The organism is Rhizobium glycinendophyticum, assembly GCF_006443685.1.
GTDB classification, from domain to species: domain Bacteria; phylum Pseudomonadota; class Alphaproteobacteria; order Rhizobiales; family Rhizobiaceae; genus Allorhizobium; species Allorhizobium glycinendophyticum.
This window is the reverse complement of sequence record NZ_VFYP01000003.1, coordinates 132107-149445: the sequence shown is the minus strand read 5'-3', so window position 1 is coordinate 149445 and position 17339 is coordinate 132107. Positions and strand designations below refer to the sequence as shown.

17 protein-coding genes are annotated in these 17339 nt (G+C 61.7%); 9 read left to right on the top strand and 8 right to left on the bottom strand.

All coding sequences use genetic code 11. The features are described from left to right. Window positions 1-4: 4 nt before the first annotated feature. The 3 genes from FJQ55_RS17770 to FJQ55_RS17760 form a co-directional block, all read right to left on the bottom strand. On the bottom strand, window positions 5-1180 hold the full coding sequence (locus FJQ55_RS17770; protein WP_140830349.1) for an acetate/propionate family kinase: 1176 nt from the start codon (window positions 1178-1180) through the stop codon (window positions 5-7). Next, window positions 1177-2559: a bifunctional enoyl-CoA hydratase/phosphate acetyltransferase gene (locus tag FJQ55_RS17765; RefSeq protein WP_208758224.1), complete on the bottom strand. Its 1383-nt coding sequence runs from the start codon at window positions 2557-2559 to the stop codon at window positions 1177-1179. Before FJQ55_RS17765 ends, FJQ55_RS17770 begins: the two co-directional genes overlap by 4 nt. 386 nt (window positions 2560-2945) lie before the next feature. Continuing rightward, complete coding sequence (locus tag FJQ55_RS17760; RefSeq protein WP_140830347.1) at window positions 2946-3947, bottom strand: P1 family peptidase; 1002 nt, start codon at window positions 3945-3947, stop codon at window positions 2946-2948. A gap of 264 nt (window positions 3948-4211) precedes the next feature. Here FJQ55_RS17760 and FJQ55_RS17755 point away from each other — a divergent pair, with 264 nt between their 5' ends. Continuing rightward, complete coding sequence (locus FJQ55_RS17755) at window positions 4212-4901, top strand: phosphatase PAP2 family protein (RefSeq protein ID WP_140830344.1); 690 nt, start codon at window positions 4212-4214, stop codon at window positions 4899-4901. A gap of 100 nt (window positions 4902-5001) precedes the next feature. On the opposite strand, the gene FJQ55_RS17750 is transcribed toward FJQ55_RS17755, so the two are convergent. Both FJQ55_RS17750 and FJQ55_RS17745 read right to left on the bottom strand, forming a co-directional pair. After that, on the bottom strand, window positions 5002-5484 hold the full coding sequence (locus FJQ55_RS17750) for a hypothetical protein (protein WP_140830342.1): 483 nt from the start codon (window positions 5482-5484) through the stop codon (window positions 5002-5004). A gap of 118 nt (window positions 5485-5602) precedes the next feature. Then, window positions 5603-7552 (bottom strand): AI-2E family transporter, encoded by a 1950-nt coding sequence (locus FJQ55_RS17745; protein ID WP_140830340.1) that lies wholly within the window; start codon window positions 7550-7552, stop codon window positions 5603-5605. 205 nt (window positions 7553-7757) lie between these two features. Between FJQ55_RS17745 and FJQ55_RS17740 the strand changes: the two genes are divergently transcribed. Next, window positions 7758-8546, top strand: coding sequence for a carbon-nitrogen hydrolase family protein (locus FJQ55_RS17740; RefSeq protein ID WP_140830338.1), 789 nt, complete (start codon window positions 7758-7760; stop codon window positions 8544-8546). 76 nt (window positions 8547-8622) lie between these two features. Beyond that, entirely contained in the window at window positions 8623-9336 is a 714-nt protein-coding gene (locus FJQ55_RS17735) for a sulfate transporter family protein (RefSeq protein ID WP_140830336.1), read from the top strand. On the opposite strand, the gene nth is transcribed toward FJQ55_RS17735, so the two are convergent. Further along, window positions 9325-10119 (bottom strand): endonuclease III, encoded by a 795-nt coding sequence (nth, locus tag FJQ55_RS17730; RefSeq protein ID WP_140830334.1) that lies wholly within the window; start codon window positions 10117-10119, stop codon window positions 9325-9327. The genes FJQ55_RS17735 and nth overlap by 12 nt on opposite strands. Window positions 10120-10144: 25 nt before the next feature. On the opposite strand from nth, the gene FJQ55_RS17725 reads away from it, so the two are divergent. From FJQ55_RS17725 to FJQ55_RS17710, 4 genes are all read left to right on the top strand, one after another. Then, a complete protein-coding gene (locus FJQ55_RS17725) occupies window positions 10145-10639 on the top strand; it encodes a DUF2244 domain-containing protein (protein ID WP_140830333.1) in 495 nt (164 codons plus the stop codon). 81 nt (window positions 10640-10720) lie between these two features. Further along, a complete protein-coding gene (locus tag FJQ55_RS17720) occupies window positions 10721-11605 on the top strand; it encodes a methylated-DNA--[protein]-cysteine S-methyltransferase (protein WP_140830331.1) in 885 nt (294 codons plus the stop codon). A 44-nt stretch (window positions 11606-11649) separates the two neighbouring features. Further along, complete coding sequence (locus tag FJQ55_RS17715) at window positions 11650-11949, top strand: ribbon-helix-helix domain-containing protein (protein WP_140830329.1); 300 nt, start codon at window positions 11650-11652, stop codon at window positions 11947-11949. Next, window positions 11942-12181 carry a hypothetical protein gene (locus FJQ55_RS17710; protein ID WP_246085185.1) on the top strand — a complete coding sequence of 80 codons (240 nt, stop codon included), beginning with the start codon at window positions 11942-11944 and terminating at the stop codon, window positions 12179-12181. The genes FJQ55_RS17715 and FJQ55_RS17710 overlap by 8 nt, the downstream gene beginning before the upstream one ends. Window positions 12182-12294: 113 nt before the next feature. Here the strand turns inward: FJQ55_RS17710 and FJQ55_RS17705 are convergent, their stop codons facing one another. After that, window positions 12295-13296 carry a sugar-binding transcriptional regulator gene (locus FJQ55_RS17705; RefSeq protein ID WP_140830327.1) on the bottom strand — a complete coding sequence of 334 codons (1002 nt, stop codon included), beginning with the start codon at window positions 13294-13296 and terminating at the stop codon, window positions 12295-12297. 175 nt (window positions 13297-13471) lie between these two features. Between FJQ55_RS17705 and tal the strand changes: the two genes are divergently transcribed. Beyond that, window positions 13472-14428, top strand: a complete 957-nt coding sequence (gene tal / locus FJQ55_RS17700; RefSeq protein WP_140830325.1) for a transaldolase — start codon at window positions 13472-13474, stop codon at window positions 14426-14428. Window positions 14429-14495: 67 nt separating this feature from the next. Here the strand turns inward: tal and FJQ55_RS17695 are convergent, their stop codons facing one another. Next, a complete protein-coding gene (locus FJQ55_RS17695) occupies window positions 14496-16736 on the bottom strand; it encodes a mechanosensitive ion channel family protein (RefSeq protein ID WP_161596996.1) in 2241 nt (746 codons plus the stop codon). A gap of 198 nt (window positions 16737-16934) precedes the next feature. Between FJQ55_RS17695 and FJQ55_RS17690 the strand changes: the two genes are divergently transcribed. Beyond that, a complete protein-coding gene (locus tag FJQ55_RS17690; protein ID WP_140830320.1) occupies window positions 16935-17327 on the top strand; it encodes a GFA family protein in 393 nt (130 codons plus the stop codon). Window positions 17328-17339 lie beyond the last annotated feature (12 nt).

Sequence of the window (17339 nt, the reverse complement as noted above, 5' to 3'; positions counted from 1 at the left end):
GGTGTCAGCCGACGAGCCTCAGACAGTCGTCTGCGATCACCTGCTCCTCGTCCGTGGCAATGACGCGGACCTTCACCCGGCATTCCTCGGGCGAAATGACGGCGTCGTTCCGGTCGTTTTTATCGCTGTCCAGCAGCGTGCCCAGGAAACGCAGCCGCTCGACCACCGAGCGGCGGATGGCAGGCTGGTTCTCGCCGATCCCGGCCGTGAAGACGAGGGTCTCGAGGCCACCGAGCGAGGCGGCGAGCCGCGCCACTTCTCCGGCGATGCGGAACGTGAACACATCGAGCGCCTCGCAGGCTTCCTTCGAGGGTGTCTCCAGCAGGACGCGGCTGTCGGCGCTGATGCCGGACAAGCCCAGCAGGCCGGACTGCTTGTAGATCATGTCCTCGACCGCTTTCACGCTCAGACCATGCGCCTCGACGAGATGGAAGAACACGCCGGGATCGATGGCACCGGAGCGGGTCGCCATGGGCACGCCGTCGATGGTGGAAAAGCCCATGGAGGTGTCGCGGCTCACGCCATGGTCAAGCGCGCAAAGGCTGGCGCCGGAACCAAGATGGGCAACGATTGCGCGGCCTCCGGCGGTTTCTGGTTCCAATGTTTTCAGGGCGCGGGCGATATAGGTGTAGGACAGTCCGTGAAAGCCGTAGCGCTTCACGCCCTTGTCGAACCAGTCGCGCGGGATGGCGAAGCGTCTGACGACATCGGGCTGGGTGCGGTGAAAGGCGGTGTCGAACGAGGCGGTCTGTGGCAGGCCGGGCTTCAGCTCCGCAATCGCCCTGATCAGGCGCAGGTTCTGCGGCTGGTGCAGCGGAGCGAGCGTCACGAGGCTTTCGATGCCTGCTAGGCTCTCTTCGTCGACCTTTACCGCGTCGTCAAACAGGTCGCCGCCATGCACGACGCGGTGGCCAACGGCGGACACGGCATTTAGATCGTAATGTTCGGCAAGCCAGTCGAAGACCTCTTCCAGCACGTCGTGCAGCAGGTCGTCGGTCTTAGCCACCAGCGGTACGTCGAAGATGGCCGGGCCTTCGATCAGGTGGAAGGTCAACGGCTCGGCGCGGAAGTCGATGACGCCCTTGCCGATGCGCCTGGCGAAGCCGGCCTCGCGGTCGAAAATGCCGATCTTTACCGTTGAAGAGCCGGCATTGAAGGTAAGCAGCAGTTTCTGGCTCATGCCAGAGGTCCCAGGGATGCGGCCTTTTTGGCGGCGACGAGTTTGGCAAGCGCGGCCGAGGCAATGCGCACACGCAGGCTGTCCGAACGGCTGGTGAGGATCACAGGCACACGGGCGCCGAGAACGAGGCCTGCGGCATCGGCATTGGCGAAATAGAGCAGTTGCTTGGCGAGCATGTTGCCGGCTTCCAGATCCGGCACCAGCAGGATATCGGCATCGCCGGCCACGGGGGAGATGATGCCCTTGGTGCGGGCGGCCTCCATGCTGATCGCGTTGTCGAAGGCGAGCGGGCCGTCGACCCTGGCACCCCGGATCTGGCCACGGGCCGCCATGACGGTCAGAGCTGCCGCTTCCAGCGTCGCCGGCATCTTGTCATTGACCGTCTCGACGGCCGCAAGCACCGCGACCTTGGGCTCAGGTACGCCGAGCATGTGCATCAGGTCGATCGCGTTCTGGCAGATGTCGCGCTTGTGTTCGAGGGTGGGAGCGATGTTGATGGCGGCATCGGTCACGATCAGGAGTTTCGAATAGGCCGGCACGTCCATGACATAAACATGGCTGACGCGGCGTTCGGTGCGAAGGCCCGAGCCGCTGCCGACGACGGCACCCAGCAGTTCGTCCGAGTGCAGGCTGCCCTTCATCACGGAGCCGACCTTGCCGGCAACCGCGAGTTCGACGGCAAGGGCCGCCGCTGCATGGCTGTGTTCGGTGTGTAGGATTTCAAGCCCAGCGATGGAGATGCCGGCCTTTTCGGCAGCCGCGCGAATCTTTGCCTCGGGGCCGATCAGGATCGGCTCAAGCAGACCTTCGTCGCGAATTTCGACAGCGGCTTCAATCGCTTCCGACGAGCAGGGGTGGGCAAGGGCGGTCTTGACCATCGGCAGGCTGCGGGCCTCAGCGACGATGGCATCGAAGCGGTCATGGCGCTGCAGGGAAACATCAGGGGGCAGGTTTTCCGACCAGCTGATGCGCTCGGTGGGTGCCCGCACACGGGCCTTGCCGGCCAGCACCGGCTCGCCATTCTGGTTCACACACCGCGTGTCGAAGACCAGCGTGCGGCCGTCGCTTTCTTTCTTCATCAGCGTCACCGTCGCGGTGATCCGGTCGCCGGTTGCGATCTCCTTCCAGAATTCCAGATCCTGGCCGAGGTAAACCGTGCCGGGGCCGGGCAGGCGGGTGTCGAGCACGGCCGAGATCATGCCCGCCGGGATCAGCGACTGGCCGAGCGGCACCGGATTGCTGTCGCCGGAGAGGGCGGCGAAGAGTTCAATATCGTCCGGGCCGATGGTGCGGGTGAGGCTCGCCGCATCGCCAAGCTTCAGTTCGTCAAAGGTACGGTTGGTGAGAACGGGTCTTTCCATGTCGCTTTCGTCTTCCATTGTCGAACCGTCCTCCCCCGATCCGTATCATCCTGCAGCCGGTCTGCGTCAAAGACGTGACCAGGCTTGGCGAACAATCTCAGTGGTGGAGGGCGGGTTGTCCTTGACTTGGGTCAAGGCTGGATGAGGCGAAAGTGGAGGCTCTTAGGGGGCGCATAATCCGTTTGTTCGTTTGCCGCGCGACACCCCCTTTGTCGGCTACGCCGACATCTCCCCCTCAAGGGGAGAGATTGCCAGCCGGTGCTGTGCCTAGCTAAAAACCAGACCTTCTTTCAGATGACCGGCACGTGGCGGCGGGTTGAAGCGATGCGGTTATCCGATCTCCCCCTTGAGGGGAGATGCCCGGCAGGGCAGAGGGGGGGTACCAAGCGGACAAAGCTTAGCGCTTATCTTACCCACTGATCCCGCCAGGCCGGCTGCGCATCAGCGTAAGGCAACGCCACCGCCTCGAACACCCCGCGCGCAATGGCACGCGCCGTCACCAGCGTTGCCAGGTGGCAGAGTTCCATCAGGTCCGCGACACCATTGCTCTCACGCTTGCCCGTCGACGCGGCAAACATGGTGTCGCCGTCGAATGGCAGATGCGCCGGCAGCACGGCGCGGGCCAAACCATCATGGGCGGCGATCGACAGGCGGTGCAGTTCGGCTTTGGAGAGCGCGCAGTCGGTGACCACGGCGCCAATGGTCGTCGCGGTCAGGCGGAGGCCCTTGATGCGCATGGCCCGGTCCTCGGCGGTGACGCGGCTCGGCTGGCCAAGACCGCCGAATTCCTGTCCCTCCTCGAAGGGGGCTGCCCAGAAATGCGGCCCGTCGCCCACGGTCACCGAGCCCATGGCATTGACGGCCAGCAGTGCTGCTATCGTGTGACCTGATGACGATATGGCGCTGGCGGAGCCGATGCCGCCCTTGAAATTGGCCGTGGTGGCACCGGTGCCGGCGCCCACTGTGCCGAGTGGGAAGGCGCCTTTGGTGGCGTTCGCATAGGCCTCGTAGCCGAGGTCGCGATAGGGCGCATGCAGGCCCCAATCCTTGTCGCCGCCATTCAGCAGATCCATCAGGATCGCCTGTGGCACGATCGGCACGCGTACTGAGCCGACGGCAAAGCCGCGCCCGGCTGCCCTGAGACCCGACTGCACGCCGCCTGCCGCATCGAGCCCGAAGGCCGAGCCGCCCGAGAGCACGAAGGCATCGACCTGTTGCACCGTCATTGCGGGATCAAGCAGCGTCACGTCGCGTCCCCCCGGCGCGCCGCCGAGCACCGTGCCTGAGGCTGTCGCCGGTTCGTCGAAGACGATCACGGTCACGCCCGAGCCGAGTGCACGATCGGTTGCGTGGCCGACGGAGAGGCCTTGGACATCGGTCAGCAGGTTGAGGGGGCCGTGGGGCATGGGGTGTGTCTCCGGATGGGTGGGCGGAGAGTGGCGGGGGTGGAGGAGAAGATCAAGGTGGCTTTGGTCACGTTGTGGACAGACGGATTACGCTGGCAAAAGCCGCGCGCTCGCCCGAGCGGCACTTCACCTTCCTGCACAAAGGAAGCTTCGATAAGTATATGGAACAACTCCGATCCGCCCACATTTGACTTTTGCCCGGTGGTTGACGCCGCCGCCCTCCGACGCGATGTAGCCGACATAGTCTCGATCAGGAACTCGCCCATGCAGCGTATCAAGCACCATATCACGCGTATCGCTTCTTCGACGGAAAGGCGGGTCTGGATGACGGCACTGGTTGCCGCGCTGGTCGCCTATTTTCTCTTCGAGCTGACGGGCGAGGTGCTGGAGGGCGAGACGCGGGCCTTCGACGAGGGCGTGCTTTTGATGCTGCGCGACACGACAGATCTCGGCATGCCCGTCGGACCGGCCTGGCTCACCAAGATGATGGTCGATATCACCGCACTCGGCGGTGTGACCGTGCTGACGTTGCTCGTGACCCTGGTCGTCGTGTATCTCGCGCTGCGCCGCAAGTTTCGCACGGCTATCTTCGTGACTGCCTCGATCCTTGGCGGCTGGGGCTTGAGCAGCGCCATGAAGATCGGCATTGCCAGGCCGCGGCCGGAGGTGGTGCAGCATCTCGTCGAGGTCACCGACATGAGTTTTCCGAGCGGCCATGCGATGTTGTCGGCCATCACCTACCTGACGCTCGGCGCCATGCTGTCCCGCATTGAGGAGCAGCCAGCGCTGCGCTACTTCTTCCCCATCGTTGCCGTGCTCCTGACGCTGCTGATCGGCCTCAGCCGCATCTATCTCGGCGTGCATTACCCGACTGATGTTGTTGGCGGCTGGGCGGCCGGCATGGTCTGGGCCTGCGGTAGCTGGTTTGCAGCGCGGTGGCTGCTCGGACGGTAGGGTTCAGTCCTTCGTCGAGCTGGCATTGAGATCGCGACTGAAGCAAAGGGGACGTGAGGGATAGCTGCCTCTCAGCCCTCGACCTGATACCCGAAACACTTCAGGAGGCAGGGCCGTTGCCGAATTCGAGCAATGAGATCCGGGCGTTCCAATCATATTTCGTGGCATCAATGATCGCCGGTCGCGGATGAGCGAAGCCATGGAAGAGCAGGGCGTAACAGCGGGTTACCGTCTGCCTCGAGGGAACGATCTGGTCGTCTCTGAGGTACCCACGATAGGCAGTTGTCGTCTGGCCTCGCGGCATGCCGATCAGGTCGAAAGACAGCCGCGTGATTGCCTTGTCGGCATTGTTGGTAAAGGTGACTGCGACGGGAAGCGCAGGATCGACGCAAGTCTTGGGGTCGGCTACCGCCTGCACCGAGATGGCGGCGGCCTCATTCCTCTCACGTTCGGAGTTTTCCTCCGTGAAGAACCAGATGATGCCGAGGGTGATCGCGATTAACACCGCCAATCCAATGGCGACAACGCGGTTGCGCAGGAGAAGGATAGCGACCAGTGCCAGCGCGGCTGCGACCCAGACCATCAGGTGGTTGCCGTCGAAAAAGGTGATGTCATAGGCTCAAGATAAGGTTCTTGCGCCGAAAGACAACGGAGATGCGGCGATTGCAGCATCTCCATCGTGCGAAATTCGAGCTTTGTTGTCAGACGGCTGCCTTGACGAGCCGCGCGCGTGGGCGAGACGCCTTGCGCGGCGGGATCTGCAGCAACACGGGAGGAGCTGCCGTGAGAGCTTGCTCGATGGTTCGAGACAAGGTCTCGCAGACGAAATCCGCCCCGATCTCGGCGGGTTCGATGCGGGGATTGTCGAGACCATTGGCGAGCGGGATCATGATGCCGACCCGCAGATCCGCTCTCAGGCGCTTGATACGACGAACGCTCAGGCGCGCATGAGCTTTGGAGTTGCCGTTGAGGAAGGCGACGACCACCGTGTCGACGCCTTCCATCCGGGGCGGCATGGTTGCCCGAGCAATGAGATCGCCGTGGCTGCCGGTTCTGACCGAAGCGCCCTCGACTTCGAGAACCTGCCCGAGCATGGCAGCAGCGGCGTCGTCCATCTCGCCGCGTCCGCCGAGGCATAAAACAGAGCGACCTTTTCCGCTTGGAATTGCCCCCGATCCGTCCGCATCCGACCCATCGCTTGCGGCGAGGCTCGGGCTTTCCTCGTTTTCTTCTTCCTCCGCAATGTCAGAGAGGTTGTCGACCAGGGCGCGACAATTGGCAGAGAACATGTGCAACTGGCGGTCCGTCATCACGCCTCGCTGCCGGTCGAGTTCTGCCAGAAGCAGGGCCGGCAGTCCGACCTTCTCATAATAGTCTGCCAGGTATTCGTCCTCCAGATATTCCTCGGCATTGTCGGTGGCTTCGCTCGGATCACCGGCGAGCAGGCGCTGGTAAAGCTTTTCATGCGGTTCAAGCACGGCTTCATTGCCCAGCAAGACGTCGAGAAAGGCAAATTGCGGCACGTGCCGGCCGAGGACCACAAGGCATACCGTCAGTGGGGTCGACAGCATCAGGCCGAGCGGTCCCCACAACCAGGACCAGAAGATTGCCGAAATGATGATTGCCAGCGGCGACAGGCCCGTGTGGGAGCCGTAGAGCCAGGGCTCGATGACGTTGTTGCTGATCAGCTCGATGGTGGCAAAGAGCGCGGCCACCCACAGCACCAGCGACCAGCCCGGCGCAATGGCCAGCGCCAGGAACAGCGGCAGCACCATGCCGACGACCGGTCCGATATAGGGGACGAAGCGAAAGACCAGCGTGAGAAGACCCCAAAGGATGGCGTTGGGGATGCCGAGGATCCAGAGGCCGAGTGTGATGGGGATGGCATAAAGCGTGTTCACCACAAGCTGCATCAGCAGATATTTTCCGACGCGACGGCCGGCGTCCTGAAGCGCCGCGGTGGTGCGGTGCAGGTCGCCGAGGCCGACCAGCCGGATGAAACGGTCACGCAGGTCCTCGCGCTCAAGCAGCATGAAAACCACCAGCACGACCACAAGGCCGGCTGTGGCGAACGGACTGATCAGCGGGAGGATCAGATTGCCGAGGGTTCGGATCGGATTGGTCCGCGTGATGATCTCGACCGGCATCGGATCACGATCGACCGACGGCGGGACATCAGGGCGTTCTCTTTCCGCAGTGGCATTGATCTGCAGCTCGGATCCGACACGTTCCGCCACACGGCTCAGATGTTCGATCACGCCACTGCCCGAGCCGGCGTCCCTCAGGGCCTGCACCTTCTCGACGATGTTACGCTGGTAGGTCGGGATGTTCGAGGCAAGGTTCGTAACCTGGGTGGCGACGATGAAACTGAAGAGTGCGATGGCGGAGAATGCGGACACGACGGCGAAGATCACCGCGACTATCTTCGGCACCGAGCGTTTGCGCAGGAAGGACACGATGGGGGCGAGCGCGAAGGTCAACAGCAAGGCCAGCGCCAGCGGTACCAGGATCTCCTGACCCACCTTAAGGATGACGGCTACACCGATCAGGATGAGGATCGTGCGACCGGTGAACCTTGTGTTTGTCGCCGGATCGGGCGCGCGGTTCGGAATGCCGAGCGATTCAAGGCTGCCCGCCTTTGTGTTTTGCATGGTTTTCCTGTCCCCGCGCCCACCGCATGTCGACCATACCGACAGGCAAAGTCGATGCCTGCACGATAACGGTTCCAAGCGATTTTTGATCCACCGTCACGACACCTAGGCCAAGGTGAGCCGAGCATGCCTTGGAGTTGCCGCTAGTCTGGGCTATCCAAAGGGTTCGGATCTTGCAAACTTCCTCTGTTCGACAGGTGTCAGCATGTTGATTTCCCTCTACCAAATGCAGCCGATCCCGGGCGACGTGCCTGGCAACATCGGAAAAATCGCTCAGGCAGCAATGGCGGCAGCAGAGATGGGTGCGGAACTGCTGGTGACGCCGGAACTCTGCACCAGTGGTTACGCTCAGGGGGCAGCCTTCGAGGAGCTTGCCGAGGGGCGGGACGGGGCTATCGTTGGCGCCTTGACCGAGATCGCGGCCGATTGCGGACTTGCCATCTGTGCCGGCTTTCCGGAACGGGACGGCAATCGCGTGTTCAACTCCGCAGTGCTTGTGCGGCCGGACGGGACGGCTGAATTCTATCGCAAGAGCCATCTCTATGGCGACGGCGAGCGCGCGGCCTTTGTGCCGGGAGACGAGGCGCCGCATGTGTTTGATATCGGCGGCATCAAGGCCGGCATGCTGATCTGCTACGACGTCGAATTCCCCGAAAACGTGCGCACGCTGGCGCTGGCGGGCGCTGAAATGGTGATCGTTCCGACCGCGTTGCCGGAAGGGATCATCAGCCGGCGGATTGCCGATACCGTGGTGCCGGCACGGGCTTTTGAGAATGGTGTCTTCCTCGTCTATGCCGATCTCTGCGGCAAGGAGAACGATCTGTCCTATGGCGGACGCTCCGTGATCCTGGCGCCGGACGGTGATGAACTGGCGCGGGCCGGCATGCATGAGACGCTGCTGGTGGCGGACGTCGATACGACGGCCTACGCCGAAGCCAAGGCGCAGAACCCTTACTTTGCCGATCGCCGACCGGCGCTCTACCAGCTCGGTTAAATCACATCGCGACCGCGCCGATTGCAGGGGACACCCGTTGAACCTACATCAAGGCCTGAAGTCGAAGGAGGCCCTGATGATACTTGATGCCGCTGCGCTGTCTGCGCGCAATCTCTTTGCGCCGGAAACGCGCTCCGTGTTCTGGAAGACGCTGGGTCTGACTGTGCTCGTGCTGATCGGTCTGTGGTTCGGTTTGCGCGAGAGCTTCATCGCCTTCGTCATGCCGTTCATCGAAGGCTTTGTGCCCGATCTGCCAGCCTGGGCGGGGTGGCTGACCTTCGTCTTCGGCATCCTTGCCAGCATCGGACTCGCGCTCGGCCTTGCGTTGCTGCTCTCGCCGGTGACCGCGATCATCGCCGGTCTCTTCCTCGACGATGTCGCCGAAGTGGTCGAGAAGCGCGATTATCCAAACGACCCTCCAGGCCGGGCCATGCCGATGGGTGAAGCGATCGTCGCTTCGATCAAGTTTTTCGGCGTGGTGATCGTCGGCAACATGATCGCGCTGATGCTGCTATTCATTCCCGGCGTCAACATTCTCGCCTTCTTCCTGGTCAACGGCTATCTGCTCGGCCGGGAATTCTTCGAATTTGCTGCCATGCGCTTCCGCTCGGTGGAGGAGGCGAAGCTGCTGCGCTCTCGCCATTCCGGCACAGTCTTCATGGCGGGGCTCGTAATTGCCGCCTTCCTGGCAGTGCCGATCCTCAATCTTCTGACGCCGCTCTTCGCGGCCGGTCTGATGGTGCATCTGCACAAGGCGCTGACGGCAAGGGATCGGGCCTTACAACGCTGACGTTTCCTCGGCAGTGCTGATGGCCTGCGGCGGAAGCTCGACCAGCGGAGCCGGCACATCCACCGTCTTTTCCGGTGACTTGCAGATGTCGGCGATGACGCAATGTTCGCATTCGGGGCGACGCGCCTTGCAACAGTAGCGGCCGTGCAGGATCAGCCAGTGATGGGCATGGAAGAGATATTGCTCGGGGATGATCCGCATCAGGATGTCCTCGATCTCGTCCGGCGTCTTCCCGGGTGCGAGCCTGATGCGGTTGCCAATGCGGAAAATATGCGTGTCGACGGCCATGGTCGGGATGCCGAAGGCCATGGACAAAACCACGTTGGCGGTCTTGCGGCCGACGCCCGGCAGCGTCACCAGTTCCTCGCGGGTGCGTGGCACGACGCTTCCGAAGTCATCCACCAGCTTCTGGCTGAGCGCGATGACATTCTTTGCCTTGTTGCGGTAAAGCCCGATGGTCTTGATGTAGTCACGGACTTTTTCCTCTCCTAGAGCCAGCATCTTTTCCGGGGTGTCAGCGACCTTGAACAGCGCCCGCGTCGCCTTATTTACGCCAGCGTCGGTGGCCTGGGCGGAAAGCGCCACGGCGACCACCAGCGTGAACGGGTTGACGTGTTCCAGCTCGCCTTTGGGTTCCGGTCGCTGGATCGAGAAGCGGCGGAAGATCTCTTCCAGTTCGGCGCGCGTATAGGCCGTGCGGCGGCGTGTCGCCTGCTTGCGACGGGTCGACGGATTTGACTTTTTCAAGGTTTCGGTGCTGGATTTCGGCTTCGGATCGGTCATGCAAAATCTATAGTCGGGTGCGATCATGGAAGGCAATGTCGAGCAGGCGGCGGATCAGCCGATTTTCGCAGCGGAACTGACGCCCTACCGGTCGCTCGGCCGCAAGGGTTTTCGCGTGCTGTTTGCCATCACCGGCACGGTCTGTCTGGTGCATGCAATGTTCTTCATGGCGACGGGGGCCTGGCCGATCGGCCTGTTTTTCGGTCTCGACTTTCTGTTGCTCTACGGTGCCTTCTGGCTCAACTATCGTGCAGCTCGCGCTCGCGAAGAGGTCACCGTTTCGCGCACCAGCCTGTCGATCCGCAAATTCACGCCCGCCGGGCGAATGACCGAGCACCGCTTCAAAACGCTCTGGGCTCGTTTTTTCGTCCACCGTCACGAAGAATTCGGCATCACGGCGATGCGTGTTGCAGGGGAGGGACGTGTCACCGATATCGGCTCCTTCCTCAATCCCGATGATCGCGAGAGTTTTTCCAAAGCCTTCAAGGGGGCACTGGCGACGGCCAAGCAGCGCATCTGAGTGAGCGGTCGGTTCCGCAAGAAACGGGTGGCAAGGGGTCACTATCCGTGGTGAAGTCCTGTTCACATTGAGGATTTCGTCATGACCTTCGCCCGCCAGATCGATCTTTCACAGACCACCGACATCACGCCCGATGGCTCCGACTACGAGACCGTGCGGCAAGTGATCGAGATGCTGACGCTCGACTATCAGAGCCAGCCCTCTCTGGAGCTCATCGCCGAGCGGCTCGGACAATCGCCAACGCAGTTGCAAAAGACGTTCACGCGCTGGGCGGGCCTTTCCCCCAAGGCTTTCCTGCAGGCCGTGACGCTCGATCATGCCAAGCGCTTGCTGGGTCGCGAGGAACTGCCGCTCTTGGAGACCTCGCTGGAACTCGGCCTGTCGGGCCCCGGGCGCCTGCATGACCTGTTCGTCACCCATGAGGCCATGAGCCCCGGCGAGTGGAAGGCTCGGGGGGCGGGGCTGACCATACGTTATGGCTTCCATCCTTCCCCCTTCGGCCTCGCACTTGTGATGATCACCGATCGCGGATTGGCGGGTCTCGCCTTTGCCGATGTCGGGCGCGAGGGGTTGTGTTTCGATGATATGGCGCAGCGTTGGCCGAATGCGCATTACGTCGAGGACATCGGGGCGACGACACCCTATGCCGCGCGCGTCTTCCACCCGGAGCGCTGGTCGGCGGATGAGCCTCTGCGGGTTGTGTTGATCGGCTCTGATTTCGAGATCCGCGTCTGGGAAAGCCTTCTGCAGATCCCGCTCGGCAAGGCGGTCACCTATTCCGACATCGCCCACAAGATCGGTCAGCCTACCGCCAGCCGCGCGGTGGGAGCGGCCGTCGGCCGCAACCCGATCTCGTTTGTCGTGCCGTGCCACCGGGCGCTGGGCAAGAGCGGCGCTCTGACCGGCTATCATTGGGGCCTAACCCGCAAGCGGGCCATGCTCGGCTGGGAGGCGGGCAAGGTTTAAAGTACGGCGCTCTTCTGATTGCTGCTTCTGTGAGAGGATGAGCCATGCGCAACACGGTACACCTCCCAGACGACATCAGCCGCCGGATCGTTAGCCTGGCGGAATCCGGACGTTTCGATGATGCAAATGATGTCCTTCGCGAAGGCCTTCGGCTCGTTGAGGAGAAGGCCGCGGGTGACGCTGATAAACTTCAAGCTTTGCGACAAGCGGCCGATCTAGGCTTCGCCGACCTGGACCAAGGGCGGTTCAACGACGTTCCGGTCGAAAAGCGGGCTGACCACATTGCTAGGATAGGCTGGAAGGCTGCCCAAGACGTGGGCAACCGCGCGAGGGACGATGGTTGAAGTCCGGCTTTCGACCGAAGCCGAAGCCGACATTCTCGATAACCTGACGAGAACCTATGCTGACTTTGGTGGCGACGCACTGCTCCGCTACGAGTTTCTGCTTGTCACAGCGCTCTCGGATCTCGCTATGTCGACCTTGCGACGTGGCGTCGTGACACGGCCTGAGCTCGGATCTGGTATCCATAGCTACCATCTGCGAAACAGCCGCGATAGGGCTCGTCATTCAACCTGAATTGTCCGCCGGCCGCGACACTTCATACTCTTTCGACATGCCCTGCCCCAACTGATCGGGGTGGGTCGCATCCTGCACGATGCGATGGAGGTCGAGCGCAATTTGCCGCATACTTATGGCGACGAATAGGCGTCTTGAACCGTCGCCAAACTCAACAATTCCCGCGCAGCGCCTTCATCCGTAATCAGCGTATTACACCCGATCCGCCTTATCGTCGCGCGAATGGCCTTGGCACGATGCGCGCCGCCCGAAGAAAGGACGATGTGTTTCGCCTTCTTCAGCGTGTCCAGATCGACCGACATGACCCGCTCGTTGATTGGGTGAGCGACCGAATTTCCCTCTGCATCCAGGAAATTGAACATGGTGTCGCAGACACAGCCCACCTTGACCAGTTCCATAAGTGCCTGGTGGCTGATGAAACCTTCCGAGAGCGAGGTGGAATGCGGGCCGATATCGCCACAGGAGACGATGGCGAGGTCGAGATTTTCAGCAAGGTCGTAGATCGTCTTCAGGCCGCATTCCTCTATCAGTGCGCGCTTGGTGGCTACGGAATCCACAAGCAAAGGGGCGAGGAACATATAGCATTCGGCGCCAAGCTGGCTTGCCAGTCGCCAGGTGTAGTCGATGGGATTGGTCTGGCGTACGGCGACGATGCCGCCAAGCAGCGAGACCACCTTGCAGTTTTCCCGCCGGGGCGGGCGAAAGCCTGACAGAGATGCGGTCATGGTGCGGCCCCAGCCGACGCCGATGGTCATGTCGTCAGTGATGGCTTCGGTGAGGAACTGGCCGAGCGCAAGGCCCACCGCCTTGGCGATGGCGTCTGCCTGCTCACTATCGGGCGAGGGAACGACAACCGCCTCATCGAGGCCATAGGCCTTTTCCAGACGAACCGCGAGATCGACGCAGTCTGCGACACCGTCGCTGATCCAGATCTGCACTTCGGCGCGCTTTCTTGCCTCTTCCAGCATGCGGATGACGGTCGAACGGCTGATGCCGAGCCGGTCTGCGACGTCCTTCTGCGTCAGGCCCTCGTTGTAATAGAGCCAGGCGGCGCGGATGCGGAGTGCGCTCGCGTCGGTATAGCTCGAATGGGTATCGCGTCTGAGTTTCGCCAAGATTTCTCTCGATGTGGGAACTGCGGCCCTTACTATCCGTTGGGTTGATACTTATGTCAAATTCAAAGGACATATGTCTTGACTTTGTCGTCGCCCAGTGGCGATAGTCCGGGCTATCACGACCGGCGTTTCGATGGCGGTCGCCAACTCTTTTCGCCAGCCGAAGGATGACCTGATGACTTCGAAACTCGAACAGCTTCGTTCCATGACGACCGTGGTCGCCGATACCGGTGACATCGAGGCCGTCCGGCGCCTGAAGCCGGTGGATTGCACCACCAACCCCTCCATCGTGCTGAAAGCGCTCGGCACGGATGCGTTCAAGGATGCCTTCCAGGAGGCGATCACCTGGGGCAAGGCCAAGGGCGGGCAGGACGAGGCCGTGATCGGTGCTATTGCCGACCGCATGGCCATCTCCGTCGGTGCAGCACTCGCCGAGCTCGTGCCCGGTCGTGTGTCGACCGAAGTTGACGCTGACCTCTCCTTCGACACCAAGGCCTCGGTCGAAAAGGCGCACCAGATCGTCGCGGGCTACAAGGAACGCGGTATCGAAAAGGATCGTATCCTGATCAAGCTCGCCTCGACATGGGAAGGCATCCGCGCTGCCGAGGTGCTGCAGAAGGAAGGCATCGATTGCAATCTGACGCTGCTCTTCTCCAAGGCCCAGGCCATAGCCTGCGCGGAAGCCAAGGTCTTCCTGATCTCGCCCTTCGTCGGCCGAATTCTGGACTGGTACAAGAAGTCGACGGGTGAGGACTACACCTCCGAGACCGATCCGGGCGTCGTCTCGGTCCGTTCGATCTACAACTACTACAAGGCCAATGGCATCGGCACGATCGTCATGGGCGCCTCGTTCCGCAATGCCGGCGAAATCGAAGCGCTGGCCGGTTGCGACCGCCTGACCATCAGCCCGCAGCTGCTCGACGAGCTGAATGCGGACCAGGGGACGCTCGCCCGTGCTCTGTCGCCCGACACGGTGAAGGCGGAGCCGCTGGTATCGCTCGACGAAAAGTCCTTCCGCTGGGCGATGAATCAAGATGCCATGGCGACCGAGAAGCTGGCGGAAGGTATTCGCGGCTTTGCCAAGGATATGGATACGCTTCGAGGCCAGATCGCCAAGGCGCTCGCGGCCTGATCTGATAAGGCCCTGCCTTTCACGCTTTCCAGAAGGCCGCAGCGCATGCTGCGGCCTTCTTCGTTCATCAGCCTGTGGTCTGCAGCGGGATTACGGTTGCGGCGGCGCCGCCGGCTTCCGTCATGTGACCGCTGCCTGAGCGCACCACGACAGCATTCGATGCCAGCGGCAGACCCGCTTCCTTGAATGCTGCCATCAACAGTTTCATTGCTTCCCGCTTGATGAAGCTGGGCTTGCCGGGCCGGGCGGTAAACTTGAAGCGGACCACCATCGAGGTCTCATTCACGTCATGGATGCCCTGCATCTTGACGGGCACGAGGAAGGTGTCACCGAATTCGGGATGGTCTAGAAGGCTTAGGCCAACTTTCTTGGCGATCTTGCGGATCACTTCCAAATCGGCGTCGCGTTCGAAGCGCAGCTCGAATTTAATGGTGCCCCAATCACGACTGAAGTTGGTTACCGAACTGATCTGGCCGAACGGAACAGTGTGGATCGGCCCGTTGTGGTGGCGAAGCCGGACGGAACGGAGCGAGATCTGTTCGACCGTTCCAACCAGCTTTCCGGTGTCGATGTATTCCCCAATGCGAAAGGCGTCTTCGGCGAGGAAGAAGATGCCAGACACCACGTCCTTCACCAAGGTTTGCGAACCGAAGGACAGCGCAAGACCCAGCACGCCAAAGCCGGCCAGCAGCGGCGCCACGTCAACGCCGGCGGTCGAGACGATGACCAGGCCGGCAATCGCGACGACGGCACCGAGGATCAGGTTGCGGACCACCGGAAGGATGGTGCTGATGCGGCTCGTCTCGACCTTCACTTCGTCCTCCTGTCCAGGAATTACCGGCGCATTGGTCGGTGCCACGGCATCGAAGTAGCGCAGCAGGAAACTACAGATCGTCCAGCTGACGATGAGCGCGAAGGCCAGTCTTTCCAGCCATATCATCCAGACGGTGATCAGCGAGGACGCCCCCATTGTCAGGGGCTGCCAGAGTTGGACGACGGTGTGCAGGCCCAGCAGCCAGACGGCGCCGGCAAGCGGGGTCCCCAGGCTCCGCAGAACGATACCGATGAAATCCCGGCCGTGCTGCTCTTCCCGCTTTTTTGCCATGGTAGACAGCAGGGTGACGATGGCGCGATCCAGGACCGGGATCATGATCATCAGAAACTGCGTCGTGCCCGCCGCCTTTGCCCAGACCGTGTTCTGGGCGGTGCCCGCGACCAGCAGGCCAACAAACCAGATGAGGATGGCGGAGACGATGTAGAAGTCGGCGAGAAGATTGCCCACGACCCGGCGGATATGGCCGCCCTCCTTGCCGGTGAAGACATTGGCGATGTCTCTGCGACCGGCTATGAACCACCAGAGCTTCAGGATTGTCAGGATCGAGACTGTCAGGAACAGCCAGCTATCTGCCGCTTCCGTATCGACCATCCGGACATCGGCGAGCCGGACCGAGTTGGCGATGAAGGAATTCAGAAGCCCATAAGCGAGAAGCATGCGGAAGTGCCAGTGTGGTCGGGCGATGTCGAGTAGCGGAGGGCGGGCGTCGCCATTCGACTTGAACAGAAATCGTCCCGCCGCCGCGTAGATGAGCCCGCCGGTGAAAATGGCGATGAAGGCGCCGGCCACCTGTCTGGTGAAGGTGCGCGTGACGGCGATCTGCTGCAGCACAAGATAGGAAACAGCGACGAAGGTGAGAATGGCGATCGCGTCGAAGACTAGTCGCAGCGATGCGATGTAAAACGCGTGCTTCGGATGAAACCTTCGAGAAAGCCGTGCAAGGGCCATGCGCAAGAGATAGGCGGTGATGAGCCCTGCTAGCGAGGACAAAAGGGCCGCGAGTCCGGCTCGCGAAGGTCCCTGTTCCTCGGCCTTCAGGATCTGCCAGCTCGACTGGAATGCGGCGGGAAGACCGGTGAAGCCGTCAATGGCCCGCTGTATCCCCAGTTGGAATGAAGTGATGAGATCACCGAACATCCACATGCCGTCCATGGCAACCACTGGAGTTGTGGGGGGCGCCGGGTTTGCTGGTGTTGACTGTGTGGGAGGTGCATTGGTCGAACCGGCTGCCTGCGGATCAGTCTCCACCTGAAGAATGACCTGCCGTCCGGCCTGCTCGGCAGCTTTGATGGCGGCGTCAATATCCAAAGCCGCCTGGCCGGGCTTGACGATGATGGTGACGGGAGACGGCGCCGGCGTCTGGGCAAGGACTGAAGATGCAAAGATGAAACACAAACCCGTTGCGACCGCAATTCTTTGACAAACCGCTGCCAGCGATTGGGCGGTCTTCGCCGCTCTCAAGAAGAAACTCATTCCGATAAATGCCCCTGGCTGAAACAGCGAGCGCTGCCATGGAACATGATGCATCAGGTTCAGGGAAAAACACAACGCTTGCCAGGTGGTCTCAGGCGCAACAAATTTATCGTTTGCAAAGTTTGACACGGGAGAGCAGCTGTCGCTGTTCCATGCTCGGTTCACGCCGGACCGGGAGGAACTCAAGGGAGACAAGTTATGGCTATGATCACGGGAGGGTGTCTCTGCGGCAGCGTGAGGATCGAAGCCGAGGGTGAGCCCTATCGTGTCGGGGTCTGCCACTGTCTTGATTGCCGCAAGCATCACGGCGCGCTGTTTCATGCCTCGGCGATCTATCCGGAAGCCCAGGTTTGCGTCACCGGGGAGACGCGCGACTATCGCGGCCGTCATTTCTGTGTCGGCTGCGGTTCTTCGGTCTTCAGCCGAAGTGATGACGAAGTCGAGGTCAATCTCGGCTCACTCGATGCCATCGATGTCTTCCGCCCGACCTACGAACTCTGGACGATCCGCCGCGAGGCCTGGCTACCGGCGTTTGCGGTCGAACACCATTATGCGCAGGATCGGCCGAGCGAAGATCGGCGGGAAGACTGACCAAGACGCGCT

Bases quoted from the DNA above. Each gene is read 5' to 3' on its own strand.
- FJQ55_RS17770 (WP_140830349.1), bottom strand. From the start codon at position 1,180: ATGAGCCAGAAACTGCTGCTTACCTTCAATGCCGGCTCTTCAACGGTA.
- FJQ55_RS17765 (WP_208758224.1), bottom strand. From the start codon at position 2,559: ATGGAAGACGAAAGCGACATGGAAAGACCCGTTCTCACCAACCGTACC.
- FJQ55_RS17760 (WP_140830347.1), bottom strand. From the start codon at position 3,947: ATGCCCCACGGCCCCCTCAACCTGCTGACCGATGTCCAAGGCCTCTCC.
- FJQ55_RS17755 (WP_140830344.1), top strand. From the start codon at position 4,212: ATGCAGCGTATCAAGCACCATATCACGCGTATCGCTTCTTCGACGGAA.
- FJQ55_RS17750 (WP_140830342.1), bottom strand. From the start codon at position 5,484: ATGGTCTGGGTCGCAGCCGCGCTGGCACTGGTCGCTATCCTTCTCCTG.
- FJQ55_RS17745 (WP_140830340.1), bottom strand. From the start codon at position 7,552: ATGCAAAACACAAAGGCGGGCAGCCTTGAATCGCTCGGCATTCCGAAC.
- FJQ55_RS17740 (WP_140830338.1), top strand. From the start codon at position 7,758: ATGTTGATTTCCCTCTACCAAATGCAGCCGATCCCGGGCGACGTGCCT.
- FJQ55_RS17735 (WP_140830336.1), top strand. From the start codon at position 8,623: ATGATACTTGATGCCGCTGCGCTGTCTGCGCGCAATCTCTTTGCGCCG.
- nth (WP_140830334.1), bottom strand. From the start codon at position 10,119: ATGACCGATCCGAAGCCGAAATCCAGCACCGAAACCTTGAAAAAGTCA.
- FJQ55_RS17725 (WP_140830333.1), top strand. From the start codon at position 10,145: ATGGAAGGCAATGTCGAGCAGGCGGCGGATCAGCCGATTTTCGCAGCG.
- FJQ55_RS17720 (WP_140830331.1), top strand. From the start codon at position 10,721: ATGACCTTCGCCCGCCAGATCGATCTTTCACAGACCACCGACATCACG.
- FJQ55_RS17715 (WP_140830329.1), top strand. From the start codon at position 11,650: ATGCGCAACACGGTACACCTCCCAGACGACATCAGCCGCCGGATCGTT.
- FJQ55_RS17710 (WP_246085185.1), top strand. From the start codon at position 11,942: ATGGTTGAAGTCCGGCTTTCGACCGAAGCCGAAGCCGACATTCTCGAT.
- tal (WP_140830325.1), top strand. From the start codon at position 13,472: ATGACTTCGAAACTCGAACAGCTTCGTTCCATGACGACCGTGGTCGCC.
- FJQ55_RS17695 (WP_161596996.1), bottom strand. From the start codon at position 16,736: ATGAGTTTCTTCTTGAGAGCGGCGAAGACCGCCCAATCGCTGGCAGCG.
- FJQ55_RS17690 (WP_140830320.1), top strand. From the start codon at position 16,935: ATGGCTATGATCACGGGAGGGTGTCTCTGCGGCAGCGTGAGGATCGAA.